Source organism: Brevibacterium sp. LAARM2_SD2, assembly GCF_057364785.1.
On sequence record NZ_JBNFOM010000015.1, the window covers coordinates 60,867 to 84,383 of the forward strand.

A 23,517-nucleotide genomic window follows, 5' to 3' on the forward strand; every position below is an offset into this window, starting at 1 on the left:
CCCCACGGCCGCTCGCCGTCGGGCCGCGATCGGGAATCCACTCCGTCGGACACACCGGTCGAACTGAGCTCAGGTCCCCCTGCGGGACCCCACGAAAGGGAATCCCATGACCGCCACGTCCGAAACCGGCGCCGCGACCACCTCGGCGACCACACCGTCGTTCACCCAGCACGACCCCACCCGGGTCATCCGCGCCGACCGCGGACCTGAGATCACCGCGAAGAGCTGGCAGACCGAAGCCGCGAAGCGGATGCTCATGAACAACCTCGACCCCGAGGTCGCCGAACGCCCCGAAGACCTCGTCGTCTACGGCGGCACCGGCCGTGCCGCCCGCTCGTGGGAGGCCTACGACGCGATCGTGCGGACGCTGGACGACCTCGAGGACGATGAGACGCTGCTCGTCCAGTCCGGCAAGCCCGTCGGCGTGCTGCGGACGAACGAATGGGCACCGCGCGTGCTCATCGCGAATTCCAACCTCGTCGGCGACTGGGCGAACTGGGAGCACTTCCGCGCGCTCGAAGCCGAAGGCCTGATGATGTACGGCCAGATGACCGCGGGCTCGTGGATCTACATCGCCACCCAGGGCATCCTCCAGGGCACGTACGAGACCTTCGGGCGATCGCCCGCAAGCGCTTCGACGGAACGCTGGCCGGCACCCTCACCGTCACCGCCGGCTGCGGCGGCATGGGCGGCGCCCAGCCGCTGGCCGTCACCCTCAACGGCGGGGCCTGCCTCATCATCGACGTCGACCGGACCCGCCTCGACCGCCGCCAGGCCAAGCGCTACCTCGACGAGGTCGAGACCGACCTCGACACCGCGCTCGCCAAGGTCATCGAGGCGAAGAAGAACGGGCAGGCGCTCTCCGTCGGACTCGTCGGCAACGCCGCCGAGATCCTCCCGCTCATCCTCGACCGTGCCGAAGCCGCCGAGGTCGACATCGTCACCGACCAGACCTCGGCCCACGACCCGCTGTCCTACCTGCCGCTGGGCGCCAGCCTCGACGACTGGCAGACCGAGGCCGAGCAGGACGCGGAGAAGTTCACGCTGCGCGCCGAAGAGGCGATGGCCGCCCACGTCAAGGCCATGGTCGAGTTCCAGGACCGCGGCGCCGAGGTGTTCGACTACGGCAACTCGATCCGCGACGAAGCGCGCAAGGCCGGCTACGACCGCGCGTTCGCGTTCCCCGGCTTCGTCCCCGCCTACATCCGTCCCCTCTTCTGCGAGGGCCTCGGACCGTTCCGCTGGGTCGCGCTCTCCGGCGACCCGAAGGACATCGAGGTCACCGATGCCGCCCTCAAGGAGCTCTTCCCGGAGAACGAGTCCCTGCACCGCTGGCTCGACGCCGCCGCCGAATACGTCGAGTTCGAGGGACTGCCGGCCCGCATCTGCTGGCTCGGCTACAAAGAGCGCCACCAGGCCGGCCTGCTCTTCAACCAGCTCGTCGCCGAGGGCAAGGTCTCGGCCCCGATCGTCATCGGCCGTGACCACCTCGACTCCGGGTCCGTCGCCAGTCCCTACCGGGAGACCGAGTCGATGCTCGACGGCACTGACGCCGTCGCCGACTGGCCGCTGCTCAACGCGCTCGTCAACACCTCCTCGGGAGCCACGTGGGTCTCGATCCACCACGGCGGCGGCGTCGGCATCGGCCGGTCCATCCACGCCGGACAGGTGTCCGTGGCCGACGGCACGGAGCTCGCCGCGAAGAAGCTCGCCCGCCTGCTCACCAACGACCCCGGCATGGGCGTCATCCGCCACGTCGACGCCGGCTACGACCGCGCCGTCGAGGTCGCCGAGGAACGCGGCATGCGCATCCCGATGATCCCCGAACTCGACGTCCGCGACGAGGAATCGGCAGCCCAGTGATGAAGCTCCTCATCGGCATCAGCGAACTCGTCACCAACTCGGACCCCACCGAGCTCATGGCCCGCCCCAGCCTCGGCGCGGGAGATCTCTTCTCCCTCACCGACGCCGCGGTGATCATCGACGGTGAGACCATCGCCTGGTCCGGTCCCGCCGCCGAGGCGGACGCCGCCCTGGCAGCGCTCCTGCTCACCGCCCCCGATGCCGAGGTCGAGACCGTCGACCTCGGCGGGCGTGCGGTCCTTCCCGGCTTCGTCGACAGCCACAACCACCTCATCTTCGCCGGAGACCGCTCAGCGGAGTTCGCCGCCCGGATGGCGGGAGAGAAGTACTCCGCCGGAGGCATCGCGACGACGGTCGCGGCGACCCGCGCGGCCAGTGACGAGGAGCTCGAGGCCAACCTCGTCCACCTCCTCGACCAGGCCACCCGGTCCGGCACGACGACGTTCGAGATCAAGTCCGGCTACGGACTCGACCTCGCCGACGAGATCCGGGCGCTGGAGATCATCGGCCGCCACACCCCGGAGTCCACGCTCATGGCAGCCCATGTCGTGCCGCCGGAGCACAAGGACGACCCGGAGGCCTACGTCAGCCTCATCATCGACGAGATCATCCCCGCCGCGTCCGGCCTGGCGAAGTGGATCGACGTGTTCTGCGAAGAGGGCGCGTTCGACGAGGACCAGACCCGGCGGATCATCGAGGCCGGCGTCGCCGCGGGACTGCGGCCGCGCCTCCACGCGAACCAGCTCACCGCCGGTGGGGCGCTCCAGCTCGGGGCCGAACTCGGCTGCGTCTCCGTCGACCATGCGACCTTCGCCTCCGATGAGGACCTCGCCGTCCTCGCCGCCGCGGGCACCGTCGTCACCCTGCTGCCCGGCGTCGAGTTCTCGACCCGTCAGCCCTACCCCGACGTCCGCCGCTACCTCGCGGCCGGGGTGCGCATCGCGATCGCCACCGACTGCAACCCCGGGTCGTGCTTCACCAACAGCATGCCCTTCTGCATCGCCGTGGCCGTGCGCGACATGCACTTCACCGTCGACCAGGCCGTGTGGGCGCGACCGCCGGCGGCGCCCACGCCCTCGATCGCACCGACATCGGCCACCTCGGTGCCGGGGCCCGGGCCGACCTCACGGTCCTCGACGCCCCCAGCCACCGGCACCTGGCCTACCGGCCCGGCGTCCAGCTCGTCGACCGCGTCTACCGCGGCGGTGAGCTCGTTGCCGACAACCGTCCGACCACCTCGGCGGACTGAGGATTCGAAGGAGAATCATGACCACGCCGACCACGCCGTCCCGGACGAGGCCCGCCGGCACCTGGCGGTTCTTCGCCTACAGTGCCATCGGGATCGTCATGTTCTTCGTTCCCGTCACGATCGCCGGGGTCTCGACGATCCCGCTCGACCACATCGTCACCGCCATGCGCACCTTCGCGGGCCCGGTCGTGCCGTTCGTCGTCCTCGCCCTCATCCTCCTCGGCGCCGTTCGCCCCTTCGTCACCGGCACGTGGAAGTCGTCGGTGACGAAGGGGATCTTCGCGGTCCTCGGCGTCGTCGGGCTCGTCGTCGCCGTCCTCATCCTCGTGTCCCCGCCCGCCTGGCTCGCCGCCGAGGACATCGGCCCGTTCCTCTGGGACAAACTCGTCATCCCCGTCGGCCTCATCGTCCCCGTCGGCGCGATCTTCCTCGCCCTCCTCGTCGGATACGGGCTCATGGAGTTCATCGGCGTCCTCGTCCAGCCGATCATGCGCCCGGTGTTCAGGACGCCGGGCCGCTCGGCCATCGACGCCGTCGCCTCGTTCGTCGGCAGCTACTCCCTCGGTCTGCTCATCACCAACCGGGTCTACAAGGAGGGCAAGTACACGGCGCGGGAGGCCGCGATCATCGCGACCGGGTTCTCGACCGTGTCGGCGACGTTCATGATCGTCGTCGCCAAGACCCTCGACCTCATGGACCACTGGCTCCTCTACTTCTTCTTCACCCTCGTCGTCACGTTCGTCGTCACGGCCATCACCGTCCACCTGCCGCCGCTGCGATCGATCCCCGACGCGTACTATCCGGGGGCGACCCCGCAGCCGGAGGAGAAGGTGACGAAGCACCGCTTCCGCGTCGCGTGGCGGGAGGCGAAGGCGACGCTCGCCGAGACGCCGAGCCTCGGCCGCAACCTCTGGCTCAACTTCCGCGACGGTCTGCTCATGGCCGCCTCGATCCTGCCCTCGATCCTCTCCGTCGGGCTCATCGGCCTGCTCCTGGCGAAGTACACGCCGATCTTCGACTGGCTCGGATGGATCTTCGTGCCCTTCACGTGGGTCACGCAGCTGTCCGATCCCGTGCTCGCCGGCAAAGCCTCGGCGCTCGGCCTCGTCGAGATGTTCCTGCCGGCCACCCAGGTCGCCGGTTCCGACGACCTCGTCCTGCGCTTCACGATCGCCGTCGTCTCCGTCGCCGCGATCATCTTCTTCTCCGCGATGGTGCCCTCGATCCTCGCCACGGAGATCCCGATCTCCGTCGGCGCGCTCGTCATCATCTGGTTCGAACGCGTCGTCCTCACCATCCTCATCGCCGCCCCGCTCGCCCACCTGCTTCTCTGAATGGGTGCCCGCAGCGACTACGCTGTGAGCGCCCGCCCCACCGACCATCCATCCGCCATCTGTTTCCCGCCCCGACGAAAGGCCCCTAGATGTCCGCTGTCATCGATCTCGATCCTGATACCCTCACCTTCGCCGACGTCGTCGACGTCGCCCGCCACGATGCGAAGGTGGCCCTGAGCGAGACGACCCTGGCTCGCGTCGGGAAGTACCGGGAGGCGATCGATGCGCTCGCGGCGGCGCCGAAGCCCGTCTACGGCGTCTCGACCGGTTTCGGGGCGCTCGCCCAGCGGCACATCCCCGCCGAGCTGCGCACCCAGCTGCAGAAGTCGCTCATCCGCTCCCATGCCGCCGGTGTCGGCGCACCCGTCGAACGCGAGGTCGTGCGGGCGCTCATGCTCCTGCGTGCCCGGACGCTGGCGACCGGGCGCACCGGTGTCCGCGCCGAGGTGCTCCAGACCTACGTCGATCTCCTCAACGCCGGGATCACCCCGGTCGTCCACGAATACGGGTCCCTCGGGTGCTCCGGTGACCTCGCGCCGCTGTCGGCGTGTGCGCTCGTCGTCATGGGCGAGGGCGTCGCCGAAGGTCCCGACGGCGTCGCCGGGCCTGCCGATGAGATCCTCGCGCAGGCCGGGATCACGCCGGTCACGCTCGCCGAGAAGGAGGGGCTCGCGCTCGTCAACGGCACCGACGGCATGCTCGGCATGCTCATCATGGCGCTCACCGACCTCGAGAGCCTGCTCACCGCTGTCGACGTGTCCGCGGCGATGAGCATCGAAGGGCTCTTCGGCACCGACGCCGTCTTCGCCCCCGAACTCCACTACCCGCTGCGCCCCCACGACGGGCAGGCCGCCTCGGCGGCCAACATGCTCGCCGCCCTCCACGGGTCGGGCATCACCGCGAGCCACCGGGACTCGACCCACCTCGTCCAGGACGCGTACTCGATGCGCTGCGCCCCGCAGGTCAACGGCGCCGCCCGGGACGCCGTCGCCTTCGCCACCCAGGTCGCCGAACGCGAGCTGCGGGCCGCGATCGACAATCCCGTCGTGCTCACCAACGGCATGGTCTCCTCGAACGGCAACTTCCACGGCGCCCCGCTGGCCCACGCGCTCGACTTCCTCGCGATCGTCGCCGCCGATGTCGCCTCGATGGCCGAACGCCGCACCGACCGCCTCATGGACGTCGCCCGCAACCAGGGGCTGACCCCGTTCCTCGCCGACGACGCCGGAGTCGACTCCGGTCTGATGATCGCCCACTACACGCAGGCGGCCATGGTCTCCGAGGCCAAGCGCAATGCCGCCCCCGCCTCGGTCGACTCGATCCCGTCCTCGGCGATGCAGGAGGACCACGTGTCGATGGGCTGGTCGGCGGCGCGCAAGCTGCGCACGGTCGTCGACAACCTCGCCAGCGTCATCGGCATCGAGCTCTACGCGGCGTCCCGCGCCTGCGACATGCGCGAGGCTGATCCGGCCCCGGTCACCGGCGCCGTCATCGCCGCAATCCGGGAGACCGTGCCCGGTCCCGGCCCCGACCGGTTCCTCTCCCCCGAGCTCGCCGAGACCATCGCGAAGGTCAAGGACGGGTCCCTCGTCGCCGCCGCCGAGGCGGTCACCCCGCTCACCCACACCGTCACCGCGGCCGCCGGCACCTGGCAGCCCGTGGGCGGCGGCCCGGCCGTCAACGATCCCGACTTCACCGCGCTCGGCAACCTCGAGGCCGCCGCGGAGGCCTCGGGCACGGCCGCGGCGACGACCGAGTACCACGAGGACAAGTGAGATGAGCGACGTCGTCTCCCTCCTCGCCCAGATCGCCGACACCGGTCGGGATCCGCGCGGACCCGGTTACCAGCGGCCCGGGTTCTCCGCCACGGAACGGGAGCTGCGCACGTGGTTCCTCGCCGAGGCGGACCGCCGCGGTCTCGACACCGAGATCGACGCGAACGGCATCACCTGGGCGTGGGCGACCGAACCGGGCGACGACGCCGTCGTCACCGGCTCCCACCTCGACTCCGTCCCCGGCGGCGGGGCGTTCGACGGGCCGCTCGGGGTCGCCTCGGCGCTCGCGGCCTTCGATGACCTCAAGGCCTCCGGGGCGCTCGACGCGGCCGGCCGACCACTCGCGCTCGCCGTCTTCCCCGAGGAGGAGGGGTCGCGGTTCGGGGTGGCATGCCTGGGCTCGCGGCTCATCACCGGTGCGATCGACTCCGACCGGGCCCTCGGCCTCCGGGACGCGAACGGCGACACCTTCGCCGATGTCGCGCGCGGCTACGGCCTCGACCCCGCGCGCATGGGCGCGGACCCTCAGCGGCTGCAGGGCATCGGCTCGTTCATCGAACTCCACGTCGAACAGGGCATCGGGCTGGCCGGCACTGATCAGGCTGTGGCCATCGGCTCCTCCATCATCGGACACGGTCGGTGGCACTTCGCGTTCGCCGGTCAGGGCAACCACGCGGGGACGACCCCGATGAACCACCGCGCCGACCCCGTGGTCGCGGCCTCCCGCGTGATCGGCGACATCCCGACCCTAGCGGCCGCCACTGACGCGACAGCCGTCGCCACCGTCGGGCGCACCCTCATCCACCCGGGCGGGACGAACGTCATCGCCTCGGGCATGAGCTTCTGGCTCGACATCCGCCACGAGGACGATGCCGTCGTCGAACAGGTGCTCGAGGCGATCACCGCCCGCGCCCGGGACCACGCTGCGGACACCGGTGTGAGGGTCGAGGTCTCGCAGGAGTCGTACTCTCCGACGACGCGCTTCACCGCCGCGCTCAACGACCGGCTGCGCGCGGTGCTCCCCACCGCCCCGATGCTGCCCTCGGGGGCCGGTCACGACGCGGGCATCCTCGCCCCGCACGTGCCCTCGGCGATGCTCTACGTCCGCAATCCGACCGGCGTCTCGCACGCGCCGGAAGAGGCGTGTGAGGACGATGATGCGCGGGCGGGCGTCGACGCCCTCGTCGCCGTCCTCGAGAGCGAACTCGGCGTCGGCGGTGACCGATGAGTACCGCATTCTGGTGCGAGTCGGCCTGGGTCGATGGCGCGGTCGCCACCGGCGTCCTCCTCACCGTCGATGACACGGGCACGCTCACCGCGGTCGACACCGGCATCGCCGTCGCGCCGGAGGGCGCCGAGGTGGTCCCCGGCCTCGTCCTGCCCGGCGGAGTCAACGCCCACTCCCATGCGTTCCACCGGATGCTGCGCGGCCGCACCCACGGTGACGGCGGCACGTTCTGGACGTGGCGGGAGGTCATGTACTCGATCGCCGGCCGACTGACCCCGGAGAACTACGAAACCGTGGCCCGGGCCGTCTTCGCGGAGATGCTCGCCGGCGGATACACCTCGGTCGGCGAGTTCCACTACGTCCACCACGCCCCCGACGGCACCCCCTACGGCAGGGATGCCGGCTCATCCCCGCACGCGATGGAGCGGGCGCTGGCCCGGGCGGCCGCCTCGGCGGGCATCCGTCTCCGCCTCCTCGACACCGCCTACCTCACCGGCGGCATCGGCGCCGATCTCACCGCCGAGCAGGCGCGCTTCGGCGATGGGACGATCGCCGGCTACCTCGAGCGTCATGCGCGGCTCGGCGAATATCTCGCCGCCGAGTTCCCCGTCGGTGCGCCCGGGGAGAGCTTCGTCCACCTCGGTGCCGCGATCCATTCGGTGCGTGCGGTGGCCGCCGCGGATCTGCCGCGCTTCACCGAACTGTCCGGACCGCTGCACGTCCACCTCTCCGAGCAGCCCGCGGAGAACGAGGCGTCGGTCGCGGCGTACGGGACGACGCCGACGCAGGTCCTCGCCCGGGCCGGAGTCGTGAGCGAGAGACTCTCACCCGTCCATGCGACGCATCTGTCCGACGCGGACGTCGCGACCCTCGGGCAGAGTGGGACGACGATCGTCATGTGCCCGTGCACGGAGGCCGACCTCGCCGACGGGATCGGTCCGGCCCGGGAGCTCGCCGAGGCGGGGGCGACGATTGCGCTCGGCTCCGACCAGCACGTCGTCCTCGATGCCCTGCGGGAGACGCAGGGACTCGAGGCCGGGGAGCGGCTGCGCAGCGGCCAGCGCGGCCGGTTCTCTCCGGCCGAGCTCATCGCGGCTCTGACGACCGGGGGTGCGCGCAGCCTCGATCTGCCCGTCGGCGAACTCGTCCCCGGGGCGGCGTGCGACTTCATCGCCGTGGCCACCGACAGCATGCGGACGATGGGGTCACTCGGCGAGCAGATCGTCCTCACCGCCACCGCCGAGGACATCCGCATGACGGTGAGCGGCGGCATCGTCCGCATCCGCGACGGCGTCCACACCGAGCTCGGTCCGATCGCCGATCTCTACGCCGCGGCGTTCGCTGCCCTGGGAATGACGACGGCTGTATCCGGGACGCGTGTGTCCGGGACGCATGCGTCCGGGACGGCTGGCTGAGTCGTGGCTGAGGTTCCCGCGCTGCGCCGCTCGGTGGCGATCCTGCGGCACCTGGCGGCGTCGAACCGGGCGATCTCCGCGGGTGCCCTCGTGCGCGCCCTCGACCTGCCGCGCTCGAGCGTCTACGAGCTCCTCGCGGTCCTCGAGGAGCTCGGCCTCGTCGTCCGCACCGAACCGGGGTTCGTCCTCGGGCCCGGGGTTCACGAGCTCGGCAGCTCGTACCTGCGGATGAATCCGCTGCAGCGGCTCGCCCAGCCCGTCGTGCGGCAGCTCGCCGAGGACACGGCGGCGACGGCCCAGCTCGCCGTCATCCGCGGGTGGGAGACGGTCTACGTGCTCAAGGAGCAGTCGCTGAAGTCCGTCGCCGTCGTCACCGCGACCGGGGTGCGGATGCCGAGCTATCTCACGGCCACCGGGCGGGCGATCCTCGCCCAGTTGCCGAAGTCCGAGGTGCTCGCGATGTTCCAGTCCGAGTCCGCCTTCGTCACCCGCACGGGCCAGGGGCCGACCTCGGTGCGGCAGCTCGGCGCCCTGCTCGCGCAGACCAGGCGTGCCGGGTGGGCGATCGAACACGGGGAGGTGACGCCGGGCATCTCGACGCTCGCCGCCCCCGTCTACGATGTGCTCTCCCGCCCGATCGCCGCGATCGGCCTCTCCGTGCCCGCGCCCGAAGCGCCGGCCCCCGGAGCCGGTGAGGCCCCCGCGACGCCCGCAGTGCCCGACGATCTCGTCGCCCAGGTCCTCACCGCCGCCGCCGAGGTCACCGCGAAGCTGCGCTGACCGCGAACCTGCGCTGACCGGGAACCTGCGCTGACCGCGTTCGCCGCGCACCGCCTCGGCGATTGTCCTTGCTGACATCAGACACCGATGCTGACATCCGGCACCGATGCTGACATCCGGCACCGATGGGCGGCGGTTACACTGTGCCCACCCCAGACCGCAGCGGAGCCGATGGAGGGTCGCGCGAGACCCAGGAGCAGGCATGGAATCCCCACATCTGACAATGTTCGGCAGCGACGCCGGACGCGCTCGGGAGATCCTCGAGGTGCTCGCGCGCTACGGCATCGCCGAACGATCCGCGCGCACGCTCGCCGCCGCGGACGGCAGCACGAACCTCGCGACGCGGTTCGCCGATCCCGACCTCGTCAAACTCGCGCCCGGTGCACGGCTGACCGCGGCCTTCACCGAACTCGGGACGACGTGGATCAAACTCGGCCAGTCGCTGAGCATGCGCGGCGACCTCGTCGGCGCCGATATCGCCGAGGCGCTGTCCGGGCTCCAAGCCGAAGTGCCCGCCGATCCGCCGGGCAGGGCGAAGGAGCGGGTCGAAGCCGACCTCGGTGCCCCGGTGAGCGAGCTCTTCACCTCCTTCGACGTCGAGCCCTTCGCCTCGGGATCGGTGGCGCAGGCGCATCACGCGGTGCTCACCGACGGCACCCCGGCCGTCGTCAAGGTCCTCCACTCCGGTGCCGAGGAGAAGGTCCGCGGCGACCTCGACCTCATGAAGAAGGTCGCGCGGTTCGTCGAATCCGCGGACCCGGAGCTCGCGCGCTTCAACCCGGCGCAGATGGTCGACGAGTTCGCCGAGATGATGAGCCAGGCGATGGACCTGACCAACGAGCTCCGGGCGATGCAGCGTTTCGCACGGGAACTCGACGAACTCGACTGGCTGCTCGTGCCCACGCCCTACCCGGAGCTCAGCGCGACAGGGGTGCTGACGATGGAGCAGATGCCGGGCGTTCAGACGAAGACCAGCGCGGATGTCACGGGCGCCGGGTGGAGTGTCGACGATCTCACGAAGCACGTGACGAACGCGTGGATGACGATGATCTTCGACAACGGCCTCTATCACGCCGACCCGCACCCGGGGAACTTCCTCATCCCCGATGCCGAGCACGTCGTGCTCCTCGACTACGGGGACGTCGGCTACCTCGCCGGCCCACGGCGCAACGACGTCATCCGCCTCCTCACGGCCGTCGTCGGACGTGACGTCTCCGACCTCACCGACATCCTCCTCATCGTCTGCAACGCCCCCGCCTCGACGGACGTCAAAGACCTCGAGATGGCCGTCGACAAGTGGATGGCGCAGTACCTGCCCGAGGACACGGCGTCGACGGACATCGACCTCAACGCCGCGATGACCGCGTGCATGCAGCTGCTCCACGACAAGGAGTTGAGCTTCCCGAGCGACCTGGCGATGCTCGTGCGCGTCATGGGGCGGCTCGAGGGATTCGGCATCCAGCTCGGCAGCACCGTGACGATGGAGGAGTACCTCGGGCCGTACCTGCGTGAGCACATGATCAGGGAGAACAGTCCGAAGAAGATGCTCGAGCGGCTCGTGCGGTCGACGACGAGCTGGACCCGGATGGCCCGTGAGCTGCCCCGCGACATCGAGATCCTCGTTCAGCAACTGCGCAAGGGCGAGACGCGGTTGGAGATCAACCTGCGCGACCCCGAGGAGCTCACCGACAAGCTCATCGACGGCCTCATGGCGTCGTCGTCGTTGCTCGCCGCCTCCCAGCTGCTGGCGAACCGGACGGGACCGACGGTCAAGGGGGTCTCGATCGCCGGTCTCGCCGCGGCCGGGGTCTCCGTGGTGACGTGGCGGAACCTCACGGTCCGGCGCAACAGTCACATCACCGTCACCGAGGAGCTCATGAAACTGGCCCGCCGCGTGCGGTGAGACCGCCAAGGCTGCTTCGCGCCGCGCCGCTCAGAGATAGGGCCGCGTGATGAGCTCGAGGTAGTGGCCGGCCGGGTCGAGGAAGTAAACGCCGCGACCGCCGTGTTCGGTGTTCGTCTCCAGCGGGCGCGTCCGCTGCGGATCGGCCCAGAACTCGAGGCCGCGCTCCCGCAGCAACGCCATGGCACGGTCGAATTCGTCGTCGGTGCAGAGGAACGCCATATGCACGGGCGAGATCTCAGACGGCGGCGGGGGAGCGGCGAACTGGAGCATCACTCCGCCCGTGAGCATGATGTTGGAGAAGACGCCCCACGACTGGGTGTGCTCCGCGCCGAGGATGTCGACGTAGAACTGTGCGGACTCGACCGGGTCCGTGGCGGCGATGATGGTGTGGTTGAACGTGGCTGACATGTGGGAATGACCTGACTCTGTGATGTGCGTGGGGCGACTCAGCCGTGGGATCTCAGGCCGTCACCGGCCGTCGTCGATGAGGGTGAGCAGCTCTTTCGCCGCCTTCTCGATCTCGCCGTGCTTGTACTCCCCGGCGCGCGATTCAGCGGCGATGACACCGGCCCGGTGGACGACGACGAAGTCGCCGTACGGGAACGAGTAGGCCTTCTTCGTGCGCGGGTCAGCCGATTCGTCGATGCCGAGGTGCCACTTCGCGTAGGCGTCCCACCCGTTGTCGGAGATGAAGACGTCCTCGTCTTCGGCGCTGGGGCGATCCTTCGACCAGTCACCGCGATCGTTGCGATCGACCTTGCCGTCTCGGATGAGGGTGCGCGCCTGTTCGACGCCCTGGGTGTTCACTGCGATCGACATGCGGGTACTCTAACGCGCCCACCGGGCACTGACCACCCTGCAAGCTGTGGCTGGGGTCCATTGAACTGTCGGTCCGGTCAAGGCGTCTCCCGCCGATGAGAGTTGTCTGGCGGCGCGTGCCAAGGGGTGAGAGAATTGACGACGTGAGCGGTGACCTGCCTTTCGACGAAGTTGCCATCGCACGTGTGTGCGAGCAATTCGGTGTCGCACGTCTGAGCGCATTCGGCTCGGTGCTCCGAGACGACTTCGATTCTGAGACCAGCGACGTCGACTTTCTTGTCGAGTACAAGCCGGACGCAGACCTGACGTTCTCGTCCTACTTGGCATTGCGCGCAGAGCTGGAGGCAATCGTCGGTCGACCAGTGGATCTCGTGGATGTCCGCACGCTCCGAAATCCCTACTTCACCCGAAATGCACTGTCGACATCGCGCGAAGTCTATGCCGCCTGAGACCGGGGCATATCTGTGGGACGCCCTCGAAGCCGCTGAGTTCGCGCAGTCAATCGCAGAGAAATCCTCCCGCCGTGAGTTCTCCGACGATTGGATTCTCCAAGCGGCCGCAGAACGCAAGTTGGAGATCCTCGGCGAAGCGCTCAACCGGATTCGCCAGACCGATCTTCCGACTGCTCTGCGCATCCCATCGGTCAACGAGATCATCGCCACCAGACACGTCATCGCTCACGGCTATGCGACTGTCGACTCCGAACGGGTCTGGAGGATGATTCGGGACGACCTTCCCCAGCTGATCGTCTCACTGAGGAATCTCCTGGAGGAGTTCGGACCCCCGCCGCGCTAGACCGCTCCCGCCCGGCGGCGCAGGAGGACTGCGACCTCGAGGTGCTTCGTGTGCGGGAACATGTCGAAGACGCGGGCGCGGGTGACTTCGTAGCTCGGCATCCGGTCGAGATCCTTCGCCAGGGTGAGCGGATTGCAGCTCGAATAGACGATGTGCTCGACCCCGGAGGTCTCGAGCGCGGTCGACAGCCGCGACCCGATCCCTCGCCGAGGCGGGTTGACGATGATCGCGTCCGGGCGCTCCCCGGCACCGAGGCGGGCCTCCGCGACCTCGGTGGCATCCCCGGCGATGAACTCCGTGATGTCGTCGACGCCGAGTTCGACGGCACTGAGCTTCGCCGACTCGATCGCCTGGTCGCTGATCTCGATGCCGGTGATGCGCCTCGGCGCCAGCCTGCCATCGTCGCTGCCGGCCGCACTCCACAGGGCGAAGCCGCCGACCCCGCAGTAGAGGTCCCACAGTGCGGCCGGTGCGATCTCGTCGACCCAGTCCGCGACCTGATCGCAGAGCGCGGTGGCGACCCCGGTGTTCGTCTGGAAGAAGCTCTGCGGCCGCAGGTGGAGGTCGACGCGCTCGAGGTTCATCCACAGCGACTCACCGACGAGCATGACCTCGCGGCTGCCCTCAAGTGCGGCCTTGTGCTCGGGGAGGAGGTTGACGGAGACGACGGACGCCTGCGGGATCGCCGCGCGCAGCGTCGCGGTCCGGGAGGCGATGACCTCGAGCCCGAACTGCGAGCGGACGACGAAGCGGACCATGAGCTCCCCCGAGGGCGCCGCGGTGACGTGGACGAACTTCAGCTCGCCTCGGCGGGCGGAGACATCGTAGGGGTCGAGGCCGGTCGCGTCGAGGAAATCGGCGAGCACGGGGATGACGGCGCGGATCGTCGGCACCTGGATCCCGCAGTCGCGCAGGTCGACGCCGTGGAAGTCCCCGTCGAGGATGCCGAGCGTCACCGCACCCGCGACCCCTCCGACGGCGAGCTTCGCCCGGTTGCGGAAGTCGTGGTCGGGACCCGAGGCCGCCGGCAGCCACGCGGCGGGGGCGTGGGCGGCGAGGACCTCCCGGCACCAGGCCTCCTTGTCCGTGATCTGCTCGTCGTGCGGGGTGCCGAGCAGCGCGCACGACCGACACCGGTCGGCCTCGAAGTAATGGCAGACCAGGCGTCCGTCCACGGTCGTGGCAGGAGCGAGCGGCAGCGTGGTCATGCCTGCCATTTTACGCGGCACCATCGCCGGCACCCGGCGGGAGTGGGCTCAGTCCTCCGCGGTCGCGCTCTTCATCGCATCGTAGGCGGCGAGCGCGGCATGACGGGACTCGCCGAGGTCGACGAGCGGGTCGCCCGCGTCCCCCGACGCACCGAGCCATCGCCTCACGTACACCCCGTCGGGGTCGAAGCGGATCCGCTGCCGTTCGGGATTGAAGACCCGGAAGAAGGGGGAGGCGTCGGCACCGCACCCGGCGACCCACTGCCAGGACACGGGATTGTTCGCCTCATCGGCGTCGACGAGGGTGTCCCAGAACCACTGTTCCCCGGACTGCCAGGCCAGCAGCAGGTTCTTCGTCAGCAGGCTCGCCGTGACCATCCGGACCCGGTTGTGCATCCACCCGGTCTCCCACAGCTGCCGCATCCCCGCGTCGACGAGGGCGATCCCCGTCCGGCCCGCCTGCCATGCGTGCAGCGCCTCGTCATCGTCCTCGTAGGGGAAGTGCGCGAACTCCGGCCGCATCGGCCGCCAGTCGAGGTCGGGCACATGGTGGGTGAGGTGCCACGCGAACTCCCGCCAGTACAGCTGCCGCACCCACGCCTGCCGATCCGCCGCCCCGACATCGGTGAGGTCCGCGACGGCGGTGAGGAGCTGCCGCGGCGAGACCTCACCGAAGCGCAGGCGCGGCGACAGCGCCGACGTCCCCTGAGGATCACCGGGGACGTCCCGGTCCTCGGCGTAGCCGTCGATGCGCTCGCCGAGGCGGTCGAGCGCCTCCGCGGCAGCGACGACCCCCGGTGTCCAGTGGGCGGCCACGGTGTCCGTCCACCACGGAAACCCGTCCTGGTCGCCGGAGGCCGGATCACCGGCCACGGCGTCGAGCAGGCGAAGGTCGGCGACGCCGGTGAGGAGGTGGGGACTGTCCTGCCGGACGCGGGCGAGACGCTCGGCGGTCGCAGCGCTCGGCGACTGCGCCTCGATGACCGGCAGCGGCGGGTCGACGGGGATCTCCCGGGCGGCGTTCCAGAACGGGGTGAAGACCTTGTAGTGCTCACTCGCCGAGGACGGCGTGACCTCCCACGGTTCGACGAGGAGGGCGCCACGCGAGCCCTCCGCCGCGATGCCGCGAGCGCTCAGCGTCCCGGCGACGACCTCGTCGAGGGCGCGGGAGGCCGGGGCGTACCGGCGTGACCAGCGCACCGTCGTCGACCCGAGGCCCTCGGCGACGTCGGGAATGATGTCGGCGGCATTCCCCGCGGCGAGGAGCAGCGGGATGCCGAGCGACTCGAGTTCCCCCTCGAGGACCCGGAGGGATTCATGGGCCCACCAGCGCGCTGCCGCCCCGAGCGGCCGCGGCCCGCGGCCCTCGGCATCCCGGGTCTCGCGGATCCAGATCGCCACGACGTCGCCGGCTTCACGGGCGGCGGTGAGCGCTTCGTGGTCGGCGACGCGCAGATCATCGCGGAACCAGACGAGGGTGAGAGGGTGGGAGGCCATGACAGGGATTATTGCACTGTCACCGTCATGGTGAGTGCCGTTGACCGACGCGATTCGGAGGCCTACAATTGAATGAACCAAATCGATTTGGCCACGATCGTACGGCACCCCGAGATCCCGCGATGCTGCGGGTCGGACCGCCAGAGCCCGAAGGACGATATGAATCCCCTGCGCACCCTCGACGACACTGCGACGCTCCTCGTCCCCGAACAGCTGCTGCTGCCGACCGGACCGCAGCGGGATCACGCCGTGCTCATCGAGAACGGCCTCATCGCCGCGGCCGGTCCGACCGCCGAGCTCGCAGCGACCGCCGCCGGTCGCACGGCTCGGCGGATCGAGCTTCCCGGCCGCCTCCTCATGCCCGGCTTCGTCGATGCACACCATCACCTCTCGCAGTCCTTCGGCAAATCCCTCGTCTTCGGCGAACCCTCGGAGATCTTCTCCCGCGTGTGGGTGCCGATGGAGGGGCAGATGGATGCCGAGGCCCTCGACGTCGCCACCCGGTTGGCCGCATGGGAGTCCCTGCGCGGCGGCTTCACCACGGTCGTCGACGCCGGAACCCGGGCCGCCGCCGACGTCGGAGCGATCGCCGAGGCGACCGTCGAGGTCGGGATGCGCTGCGTGCTGGGACTCATCGGCAACGACCTCGGCGGCGGGGTGCGCACCGCGTCCGTGCCCGAGGTGACGGCAGCGGCTGCCCACCATCTGAGTCGCTGGGAGTCGATAGAGCTCGTCCACCCGTCCCTGGCGGTCTCGATCCCCGAGGTCGCCTCCGATGAGGCGCTCATCGCCTTGGCGGGGCTCGCCGGTGAGGCCGGCGCCGTCCTCCAGACCCACCTCAACGAGCACCTGGCGGCAGTCGAGCGCTCCCTCGTCGCCGGTGGCGAGCGACCGCTGGAACGTCTCGCGCGCCTCGGCGTGCTCGGTCCGCAGCTCCTCGCCGCCCATGCGACGCTCCTGACTCCGCGAGAGATCCGCCTGCTCGCCGACACCGGCGCGGCGATCGCCTACAACCCGGTGGCGAGCTCGTGGAAGGGCAATGCCGTGGCGCCCGCCCTCCTCCTCCACGAACTCGGGGCCCGGCTGGGGCTCGGCACGGACGGCACCCGCTCCGATGCCTTCCGCCTCCTCGACGCCGCCGAGACAGCCCAGCGCCTGACCGCCGGCCTCGCCGCGGGAGATTCATCGACCGGCGGCGGGTGGACCTGGCTCGAGCTGGGCCTGCGCGGGGGAGCCGACGCCGTGGGCCTCGCCGGGCGAGTCGGCGAGATCACCCCGGGGGCCTACGCGGACCTCCTCGTCGTCGACCTCGAGACGCCGGAGTTCGCGCCCTCGTGGGACCTGCCGTGGGAGCTCGTGCGCCTGGGCAATCGCGACCAGATCGAGGCTGTCATCGTCGGCGGTCGTCTGCGCCTCGAGCGCGGATGGCCGGTCGACTGGGACGGACGTGCTCTGCTCGGACGGGTGCGGGAGATCGCCCAGCGGGTCGTCGAGACCTCGCCGATCACCCGCGTCGACCCGCTCTCGGCCGACCATCGCGCTGCGTGGGTGAGAGAGCATGCCGCCGACGCGGCGCGGGCCACCGCGCACCCTGTCGAGGTCGCACAGTGACGCTCCTCGCCCTCGGCATCATCGCGGGCACCGTCCTCGTCTCGGCGTTCGTGCAGGGCTCGACGGGCATGGGGTTCGCGATGATCGTCGCCCCGGTCGTCAGCTTCATCGACCCGAGCCTCATCCCCGTCATGCTCCTCGTCCTCATGATCCCCTTGAATCTCTACGTCGCCGCGCGCGAGCGCAGCGCCATCGACTGGCACGGCGTCAAGTGGATCAGCGTGGGGCGCTTCGCCGGGACCTTCGCGGGATTGTGGATCCTCCTCATCGTCAACCTCCAGCAGCTCTCGCTGCTCATCGGCTGGTCGACCCTCGTCGCCGCCGTCATCGCCCTCCTCGCTCCGAAGTTCACCCCCAACCGCACGGTGCTGGCCTCCGTCGGCCTCGTCACCGGGGTCACCGAGACCTCGACCGGCGTCGGCGGACCGCCGTATGCTCTGGCCTACCAGCACAGTCCCGGTCCGGAGCTGCGGTCGACGGTGGCTGTGTGCTTCCTCGTCGGCGAGGTCATCTCCCTCGTCGTCCTCGCCATCAGCGGTCAGGTCACGGGCGCCACGCTGCAGACGACGCTCATCATGCTGCCCTTCCTCGCCATCGGCTCGTTCATCAGCCGCTACGTCCACCATCGCCTCGACGGCCCGGTGCTGCGCTACATGGTCCTCGGCTTCGCGATCATCTCCGGTGCCATCGTCATCATCCAGGCGTGAGAGCCGACGGCGCTCGGCCGGGACCATCCGCTCCGGGCTGCGCGACCCCGTCCAGTACGCTGAACCCATGTCAGCACCCACCCGGCGGCCCCGCGCCACGATCGCCGATGTGGCCCGTGAGGCCGGCGTCTCCCGGACGACCGTCTCCCATGCGCTCAACGGCCTCGGGAAGGTCAACCCGCAGACCCGCGAGCGGGTCCGGGCCGTCGCAGAGGCCCTCGACTACCGTCCGAGCGTGCGCGCCCAGGGCCTGCGCAAAGGCCGGTCTCGCGCGGTGGCCCTCCTCTCGTCGATGCCCGCAGCCGTGTCGGCTGGGCCCTCCCAGCTCGGCTTCTTCACCGAACTCGCGATGAGCTGCGCCCGCACGGCCCTGCTCAGCGGCTATGTCTTCGTGCTCGCCCCACCGGCGGACGGCGACAGCCCCGTCGACCGGCTCGACATCGACGGAGCGATCCTCCTCGAACCGGAGGCCGACGATCCGATCGCCGCGGCGCTGACCGCTCGCGGCATCCCCTTCGTCACGATCGACGGACCGGAAGCGGTCGACAGCCCCCAGGCACGCGCCTCGGTCGATCTGCATCACACGCAGACCGCGACGCTGCTCATCGATCACCTCATCGCCCAAGGGGCGCAGGCGCCTGCGCTCATCGTCGGCACGAGCGATCGCGGGGCGCAGGTCGCCGCCCGCGACGTCTATCTCTCCGCGGCGGCGCCCACGGCTTCACCCCGATCATCGCCGAGGCGGATGAGGCCGACGGCGAGGACGGCGGAGCCCGGGCCGCCGCCGAGGTGCTGGCCGACCATCCGCGCATCGATGCCCTGCTCGTGCCCATCGACACATTCGCCGCCGGAGCGGTGCGGGCGGCCGCCGAGGCGGGACGCCGGGTCGGCAGCGACCTGCTCATCGCCACGCGCTATGACGGTCTGCGGGCACGCACGAGCACGCCGCCCCTCACTGCGGTGCATCTCGGACTCGATGCCGTCGCTCAGAGTGCCGTGGAGTCGCTGCTGTCCGTCCTCGACGCCGAACCCGAGGAGGCGAGCGAGCCTGCCACGGCGGAGCCGCCGGCACCGACCCTCATCCCGCGGGCCTCGACGGCCGGCGGGATGAGCGCCGGCGGGGCATGAAGGCCGGTCAGCCGCCTCGGCGCAGGAATCAGATCCGATAGTCGCCCGGTCGCTGTTCGAGCGCGCTCGGGTCGTCAATGGGGGTGCGCGCCTTGGGATGGCGATTGCGCTTGCCCGTGTGATGGAAGAGGAGATTGAGGAGGACGGAGACGAAGGCGGCCATCGCCACGCCGCTGCCGAGCAGTGAGGCGACGTTCGGCGGGAACTGGGAGTACATGCCGGGGATGAGGACGGGCAGCAGTCCCGCGGCGAGACCGACGGTCGCGGTGATGAGGCTGCCGGTCTGAGTGAAGTCGACCCGGGCGAGCATCTGGATGCCGAGCACCGCGATGATCGCGAAGACGACGACGGCGGTGCCGCCGACGACGGCCGGCGGGATCCCGTTGAGGATGCGGGCGAGCGGGCTGAGGCCGATGAGGATGAGGAGGATGCCGGCGAACGCGGTGACGTAGCGGCTGCGGACCCCGGAGGCGCGGACGATGCCGACGTTCTCGCCGCTGGTGACCATCGTCGGAGTGCCGAAGAGGCCGCCGGCGAGTGTGACGAGGCCATCGGCGCGGATGAGGCGGGGGACGTCGCGGCTCGGCTCGACCTTCTTCTCGACGATCTCGCCGTTGATGATCGTCTGTCCGGTGGCCTCGGCCATCGAGGCCAGCGCCCACAGGAGCATGGGGATCGCCGCGATGAGGTCGAAGGTCGGAGGACCGAAGGGGAAGAGCGTGGGCACGGCGACGACAGGACCGTCGAGCTGGCTCCCGAACGTCGTCATTCCCATGAACCCGCCGACGACGGTCCCGCCGACGAGGCCGATGGCGATCGAGAGCCGGCCGGCCATGCCGCGGAGGAAGCGGAAGGCGAGCACGGTGATGAGGATCGTGATGAAGCCGAGGAAGAGGTTGCGCGGGTCGCCGAACGAGTCGCTGCCGGGTTCGCCGACCATGAGTCCGCCGGTGACCTGGATGAGGTTGATGCCGATGACGACGACCATGATCCCGATGACCAGCGGAGGGAAGAATTTGAGGAGTTTGACGAAGAGCGTCACGGCGACGATGTAGAAGACGCCGGTGATGAGGACGGCGCCGACGGCGGTGGAGGGGTCGGTGTCCTGGCTGATGGTGATGAAGAGGATCGTCGCGGCCCCGCCGGGAAGCATGACGAAGGGCAGGCGCACCCCGATCTTCCAGACGCCCACGGACTGGAGGATCGAGCCGAGTCCGGAGAAGACGAAGACCGCGGAGAGGATCGCCGAGGTGGTCCCCGCCGGCAGCGACAGCGCTGAGGCGATGAGGAACACCGAGGAGATCGGTGTGGCGACCATGACGAGCACATGCTGGATCGCGAACGGCAGGAGGCTGTGCACCGGGCGCAGCCTGTCGACGGGGTGGATCTCTGAGGCAGTGGTGTCGGCGGACATCGAATCAGTTCTCCTTCGCTCGTGGCTTCGTCGTCGAAGCCCATCGCGTCCAGCGCCGAGGCGCACGAGTGGCCTGTTCACTGCTGCGGCCAAATCGATTTGTTCAATCGTGCACGGGCAGCGGAGAACTGTCAAGGAGAATTCTTCAGGCGGACGTCCGCCCGCCGGCTCACAGGAGGGCGAAGCTGAGGATGAGGAAGAGCGCGAAGGAGATGACGGGGGCGAAGATCGCGACGGCCGTGGCGATGATGCCCTGCGTGCGGCCGCGGTCGGCGGCGGTCGCGATGATTCCCATGACGAGGCCGCTGAGCCCGGCCAGCGTGCACAGGCCCTGGAGGGCGAAGAGGGTCGTGCCGAGCACCGTCAGCCACGCCGGTGCGTCGGAGAAGTAGCGTCCGTTCGCGGCTTCGGCGGGCCCCGCGGTGGCCCCGAGGATCATCGAGGCGATGAGGGAGAGTGCCGCAGCGCCGACGGTGAGTCCGAGCGCCCACTTCCCGAGCCGCGGCGACGGCGCACCCACCGGGGCGGACCCGGGCACTGGGTCGACAGGGCCGGGCACTGGGTTGACAGGGCCGGGCACTGGGGCAGACGACGTGCGGAGGGCGGAGGGTGCGGCCGGCATCTGCGCGGCCAATTCGTCATCGGTGGGCTGCGGAAACGAGAAGTTCGGCGAGGTCATGTCCCCGACGCTACGGAACCGCGATCCCGGGGCCCAGACGGCTTCCCAATGGGTGGGGTCGGGATATCCTCACTCCTTGATCGCGGCGATGAGGAAGCGCTTCTGCGTCACCTCGATCGGGCGGCGCTCGGCGGCGAGGCGCTCCAGACCGCCGAGGTGGTCGCCGACGACGAAGTCGGGCACGTCCCACGGCACGTACGCGAGGTACTCGATGACGGCCTCGACATCGGTGAAGCGCATCGTCCCCTGCCAGCGGCGGGCCGCCTCGACGCGCAGCCCCTGCTCCTCGACGGCGTCGACGCACGGTTCGAGCTGGATCTCCGGATGCTCGGGCTCCCCGCCGAACCAGTTGCGGAACTCGATCGCCTCGGTGCCGTCGACCTGCTGGGTGAGGAAGAGTCCGCCGGGGGAGAGGACACGGGCCACCTCGGCGATGTCATAGCTCTCGTGCCGGTTCATCACGACGTCGAAGGAGGCATCGGGCCACGGCAGCGGCTCGCCGTCGCCGCTGTCGTAGTCGCTGACCTCGATCCCGAAGGGCTCGAGCGCGGCGGCGGCCACCGGCACGTTCGGCGCCCAGCCCTCGGTGGCGACGATCGAGAGGTCGGGCGCGGTCCCGGGGTGGCGGCCGCGGAAGCGTTTGACGAGGGCGATGAGGCGCTCGCCGCCTCCCGTGCCCATGTCGAGGACGGTGCTCGCGTCGTCCCAGGCCTCGAGGCACATCGTGTCGAAGTCCCACGGGGGATCGTCGGCGACGAGGCGGCCCTCGAGGGCGGTGAAGTTCCACCCGGTCATGGCGGCGGTCTCGTGGATCCAGGTCCACCGGGAATGGCGTTCGGCCGGGGATTCGGCGCGAGCGCGGCTGCTGTCGGCGAATTCGGGCATTTCCACACTCCTTCGTCTGGCGTGGCGGCCGTCACTTCGAGCCTAGCCGAGTCGTCGTGCGATCCGAAGCACCGCAATGTTGCAATCGGTTCACGGTCGTCACGACAGTTCCGCGGGCGGCGAGCTCACACGAGGAAGCACCCGATGAGGACGAGGACGGTGAGGGCGAGCATGCCCAGGCAGTTGAGCCAGAAGTCCCGGCCCGTGTAACCGGCTCGGAGGTGGGCGCCTGCTGCGGTGAGGAAGTAGACGACGAGCCCGGCCATCGCGGCGAGTCCGACCCCGGGAATCCAGAAACCGGCGATGAGACCGGCGACGGCGGTGACCTTGACGACGGCGAGCACCCACCACCAGTCCCGCGGCAGGCCCACCCCGTCGAGGCAGGCGGCGATGAACGCCGGCGGGCGGAACGTCATCGCCGCATCGCCGGCCACGATGACGGCGATGACCGCGACCGGCCACCACGGATCGGGCAGCAGCGTCACGGCGTCCTCCGGAAGCGGGTGTGGAAGGCGATGATGTCCGACAGCGCTGTGACCGCGTCGGCGGCGCTCATGTCGCTGGCCGCCCAGCGGAAGATCACGCCCATGTAGGAGTCGTAGAGGGCCGCGGCGCTCGCCCGAGCATTGTCCTCACTGATCCCGATCGACACGAGGTTGTCCCGCAGGGCCGCCTGCAGATCCCGGGCGAGGCCGTCGAAGACCTGCGGTCGACCGTGGATGCGGATGAGCGCGGCCGCATAGTCCCGGGAGAGGTCCTCATGGGCGGCGAAGAACTCGAGGAACGGCAGGAAGATCCCGAGCAGATGGTCCTGCACCGCCGAGGCGGTGCCCGTGCGCGCGATCGTCGCCGGGACCTCCGAGGTGCCGTCCTGGAGCTGCCCGATCCACCGGTCGTAGCACGCGATGAGGAGAGCGTCCTTGTCCCCGACCGCCATCACCCGGCCCACGGACACCCCGGCAGCCTCGGCGACCCTGCGGATGGTCGTCGCCCGGTATCCCGCGGCGAGGAAGAGCTCGGCGGCGGCCGTGACGATCCGGTCCTCGGTCCGTCGGCGCTGGAGTGAGCGCGGGGATTCCGCGGCGCGCGGAGAATTTGAGTGAACACGTTCACTGGACATGGCTCCACGATACGCCGCCTGTGCGCGGGTGCCAAGGCGCCGAGGTGAATGCTCGGTGACGATGCTGCCGACCGTCCGTGTTGCCGGCCGATGAAAGTTAATGT

The 23,517-nt window shown here is 70.0% G+C and carries 21 protein-coding genes and 3 pseudogenes; 14 read left to right on the plus strand and 10 right to left on the minus strand.

The genetic code is table 11. The annotated features are described in order from the left end of the window. Nucleotides 1-69: 69 nt before the first annotated feature. Nucleotides 70-258: a hypothetical protein gene (locus tag AC2W7K_RS11020; protein WP_486006189.1), complete on the minus strand. Its 189-nt coding sequence runs from the start codon at nt 256-258 to the stop codon at nt 70-72. Here AC2W7K_RS11020 and hutU point away from each other — a divergent pair. The 8 genes and pseudogenes from hutU (at nt 212) to AC2W7K_RS11060 (ending at nt 11,547) form a co-directional block, all read left to right on the plus strand. Next, nucleotides 212-1,863, plus strand: a pseudogene (hutU, locus tag AC2W7K_RS11025) (urocanate hydratase). The gene AC2W7K_RS11020 and the pseudogene hutU overlap by 47 nt on opposite strands. After that, nucleotides 1,863-3,112, plus strand: a pseudogene (gene hutI / locus AC2W7K_RS11030) (imidazolonepropionase). The pseudogenes hutU and hutI overlap by 1 nt, the downstream one beginning before the upstream one ends. 17 nt (nt 3,113-3,129) lie before the next feature. Beyond that, nucleotides 3,130-4,446 (plus strand): YjiH family protein, encoded by a 1,317-nt coding sequence (locus AC2W7K_RS11035; protein ID WP_486006182.1) that lies wholly within the window; start codon nt 3,130-3,132, stop codon nt 4,444-4,446. An 89-nt stretch (nt 4,447-4,535) separates the two neighbouring features. Continuing rightward, complete coding sequence (gene hutH / locus AC2W7K_RS11040; protein WP_198500315.1) at nt 4,536-6,221, plus strand: histidine ammonia-lyase; 1,686 nt, start codon at nt 4,536-4,538, stop codon at nt 6,219-6,221. A gap of 1 nt (nt 6,222) precedes the next feature. Then, nucleotides 6,223-7,449, plus strand: a complete 1,227-nt coding sequence (locus AC2W7K_RS11045) for an allantoate amidohydrolase (RefSeq protein WP_198500316.1) — start codon at nt 6,223-6,225, stop codon at nt 7,447-7,449. After that, on the plus strand, nt 7,446-8,864 hold the full coding sequence (locus tag AC2W7K_RS11050; protein ID WP_198500317.1) for a formimidoylglutamate deiminase: 1,419 nt from the start codon (nt 7,446-7,448) through the stop codon (nt 8,862-8,864). Before AC2W7K_RS11045 ends, AC2W7K_RS11050 begins: the two co-directional genes overlap by 4 nt. A 3-nt stretch (nt 8,865-8,867) precedes the next feature. After that, nucleotides 8,868-9,644, plus strand: a complete 777-nt coding sequence (locus AC2W7K_RS11055; RefSeq protein ID WP_198500318.1) for an IclR family transcriptional regulator — start codon at nt 8,868-8,870, stop codon at nt 9,642-9,644. 202 nt (nt 9,645-9,846) lie between these two features. Continuing rightward, nucleotides 9,847-11,547 carry an ABC1 kinase family protein gene (locus AC2W7K_RS11060; RefSeq protein WP_198500319.1) on the plus strand — a complete coding sequence of 567 codons (1,701 nt, stop codon included), beginning with the start codon at nt 9,847-9,849 and terminating at the stop codon, nt 11,545-11,547. Nucleotides 11,548-11,577: 30 nt separating this feature from the next. Here AC2W7K_RS11060 and AC2W7K_RS11065 read toward each other — a convergent pair whose 3' ends face one another. Then, entirely contained in the window at nt 11,578-11,958 is a 381-nt protein-coding gene (locus tag AC2W7K_RS11065; protein ID WP_198500320.1) for a VOC family protein, read from the minus strand. A 60-nt stretch (nt 11,959-12,018) separates the two neighbouring features. Continuing rightward, nucleotides 12,019-12,369 (minus strand): hypothetical protein, encoded by a 351-nt coding sequence (locus AC2W7K_RS11070; RefSeq protein ID WP_198500321.1) that lies wholly within the window; start codon nt 12,367-12,369, stop codon nt 12,019-12,021. Between the two features lie 143 nt (nt 12,370-12,512). On the opposite strand from AC2W7K_RS11070, the gene AC2W7K_RS11075 reads away from it, so the two are divergent. After that, nucleotides 12,513-12,818 carry a nucleotidyltransferase family protein gene (locus AC2W7K_RS11075; RefSeq protein ID WP_198500322.1) on the plus strand — a complete coding sequence of 102 codons (306 nt, stop codon included), beginning with the start codon at nt 12,513-12,515 and terminating at the stop codon, nt 12,816-12,818. After that, a complete protein-coding gene (locus AC2W7K_RS11080; RefSeq protein WP_198500323.1) occupies nt 12,808-13,164 on the plus strand; it encodes a HepT-like ribonuclease domain-containing protein in 357 nt (118 codons plus the stop codon). The genes AC2W7K_RS11075 and AC2W7K_RS11080 overlap by 11 nt, the downstream gene beginning before the upstream one ends. Here the strand turns inward: AC2W7K_RS11080 and AC2W7K_RS11085 are convergent. Both AC2W7K_RS11085 and AC2W7K_RS11090 read right to left on the minus strand, forming a co-directional pair. Beyond that, on the minus strand, nt 13,161-14,372 hold the full coding sequence (locus tag AC2W7K_RS11085; RefSeq protein ID WP_232623807.1) for a methyltransferase domain-containing protein: 1,212 nt from the start codon (nt 14,370-14,372) through the stop codon (nt 13,161-13,163). The two genes, AC2W7K_RS11080 and AC2W7K_RS11085, sit on opposite strands and share 4 nt — an antisense overlap. Nucleotides 14,373-14,420: 48 nt before the next feature. After that, entirely contained in the window at nt 14,421-15,869 is a 1,449-nt protein-coding gene (locus AC2W7K_RS11090; RefSeq protein ID WP_198500325.1) for a cryptochrome/photolyase family protein, read from the minus strand. A gap of 159 nt (nt 15,870-16,028) precedes the next feature. Here AC2W7K_RS11090 and AC2W7K_RS11095 point away from each other — a divergent pair, with 159 nt between their 5' ends. The 4 genes and pseudogenes from AC2W7K_RS11095 to AC2W7K_RS11110 all read left to right on the plus strand — a co-directional run bounded on the left by AC2W7K_RS11095 (nt 16,029) and on the right by AC2W7K_RS11110 (nt 19,315). Further along, a complete protein-coding gene (locus AC2W7K_RS11095) occupies nt 16,029-17,480 on the plus strand; it encodes an amidohydrolase family protein (RefSeq protein WP_198500326.1) in 1,452 nt (483 codons plus the stop codon). Beyond that, entirely contained in the window at nt 17,477-18,187 is a 711-nt protein-coding gene (locus AC2W7K_RS11100; RefSeq protein WP_198500327.1) for a sulfite exporter TauE/SafE family protein, read from the plus strand. The genes AC2W7K_RS11095 and AC2W7K_RS11100 overlap by 4 nt, the downstream gene beginning before the upstream one ends. A gap of 67 nt (nt 18,188-18,254) precedes the next feature. Further along, nucleotides 18,255-18,362: pseudogene (locus AC2W7K_RS11105) on the plus strand (LacI family DNA-binding transcriptional regulator); the annotation flags it as partial. A 179-nt stretch (nt 18,363-18,541) separates the two neighbouring features. After that, a complete protein-coding gene (locus AC2W7K_RS11110; protein WP_486006187.1) occupies nt 18,542-19,315 on the plus strand; it encodes a substrate-binding domain-containing protein in 774 nt (257 codons plus the stop codon). Nucleotides 19,316-19,343: 28 nt separating this feature from the next. Here AC2W7K_RS11110 and AC2W7K_RS11115 read toward each other — a convergent pair whose 3' ends face one another. From AC2W7K_RS11115 to AC2W7K_RS11135, 5 genes are all read right to left on the minus strand, one after another. Next, nucleotides 19,344-20,729 carry a uracil-xanthine permease family protein gene (locus tag AC2W7K_RS11115; RefSeq protein WP_198500329.1) on the minus strand — a complete coding sequence of 462 codons (1,386 nt, stop codon included), beginning with the start codon at nt 20,727-20,729 and terminating at the stop codon, nt 19,344-19,346. A 169-nt stretch (nt 20,730-20,898) separates the two neighbouring features. Next, nucleotides 20,899-21,408 carry a hypothetical protein gene (locus AC2W7K_RS11120; protein WP_198500330.1) on the minus strand — a complete coding sequence of 170 codons (510 nt, stop codon included), beginning with the start codon at nt 21,406-21,408 and terminating at the stop codon, nt 20,899-20,901. 69 nt (nt 21,409-21,477) lie between these two features. Next, nucleotides 21,478-22,293, minus strand: coding sequence for a class I SAM-dependent methyltransferase (locus tag AC2W7K_RS11125; RefSeq protein WP_198500331.1), 816 nt, complete (start codon nt 22,291-22,293; stop codon nt 21,478-21,480). A gap of 125 nt (nt 22,294-22,418) precedes the next feature. Then, nucleotides 22,419-22,778: a DoxX family protein gene (locus AC2W7K_RS11130; RefSeq protein ID WP_211978332.1), complete on the minus strand. Its 360-nt coding sequence runs from the start codon at nt 22,776-22,778 to the stop codon at nt 22,419-22,421. After that, nucleotides 22,775-23,413, minus strand: coding sequence for a TetR/AcrR family transcriptional regulator (locus tag AC2W7K_RS11135; protein WP_211978331.1), 639 nt, complete (start codon nt 23,411-23,413; stop codon nt 22,775-22,777). Before AC2W7K_RS11135 ends, AC2W7K_RS11130 begins: the two co-directional genes overlap by 4 nt. Between the last annotated feature and the right edge of the window lie 104 nt (nt 23,414-23,517).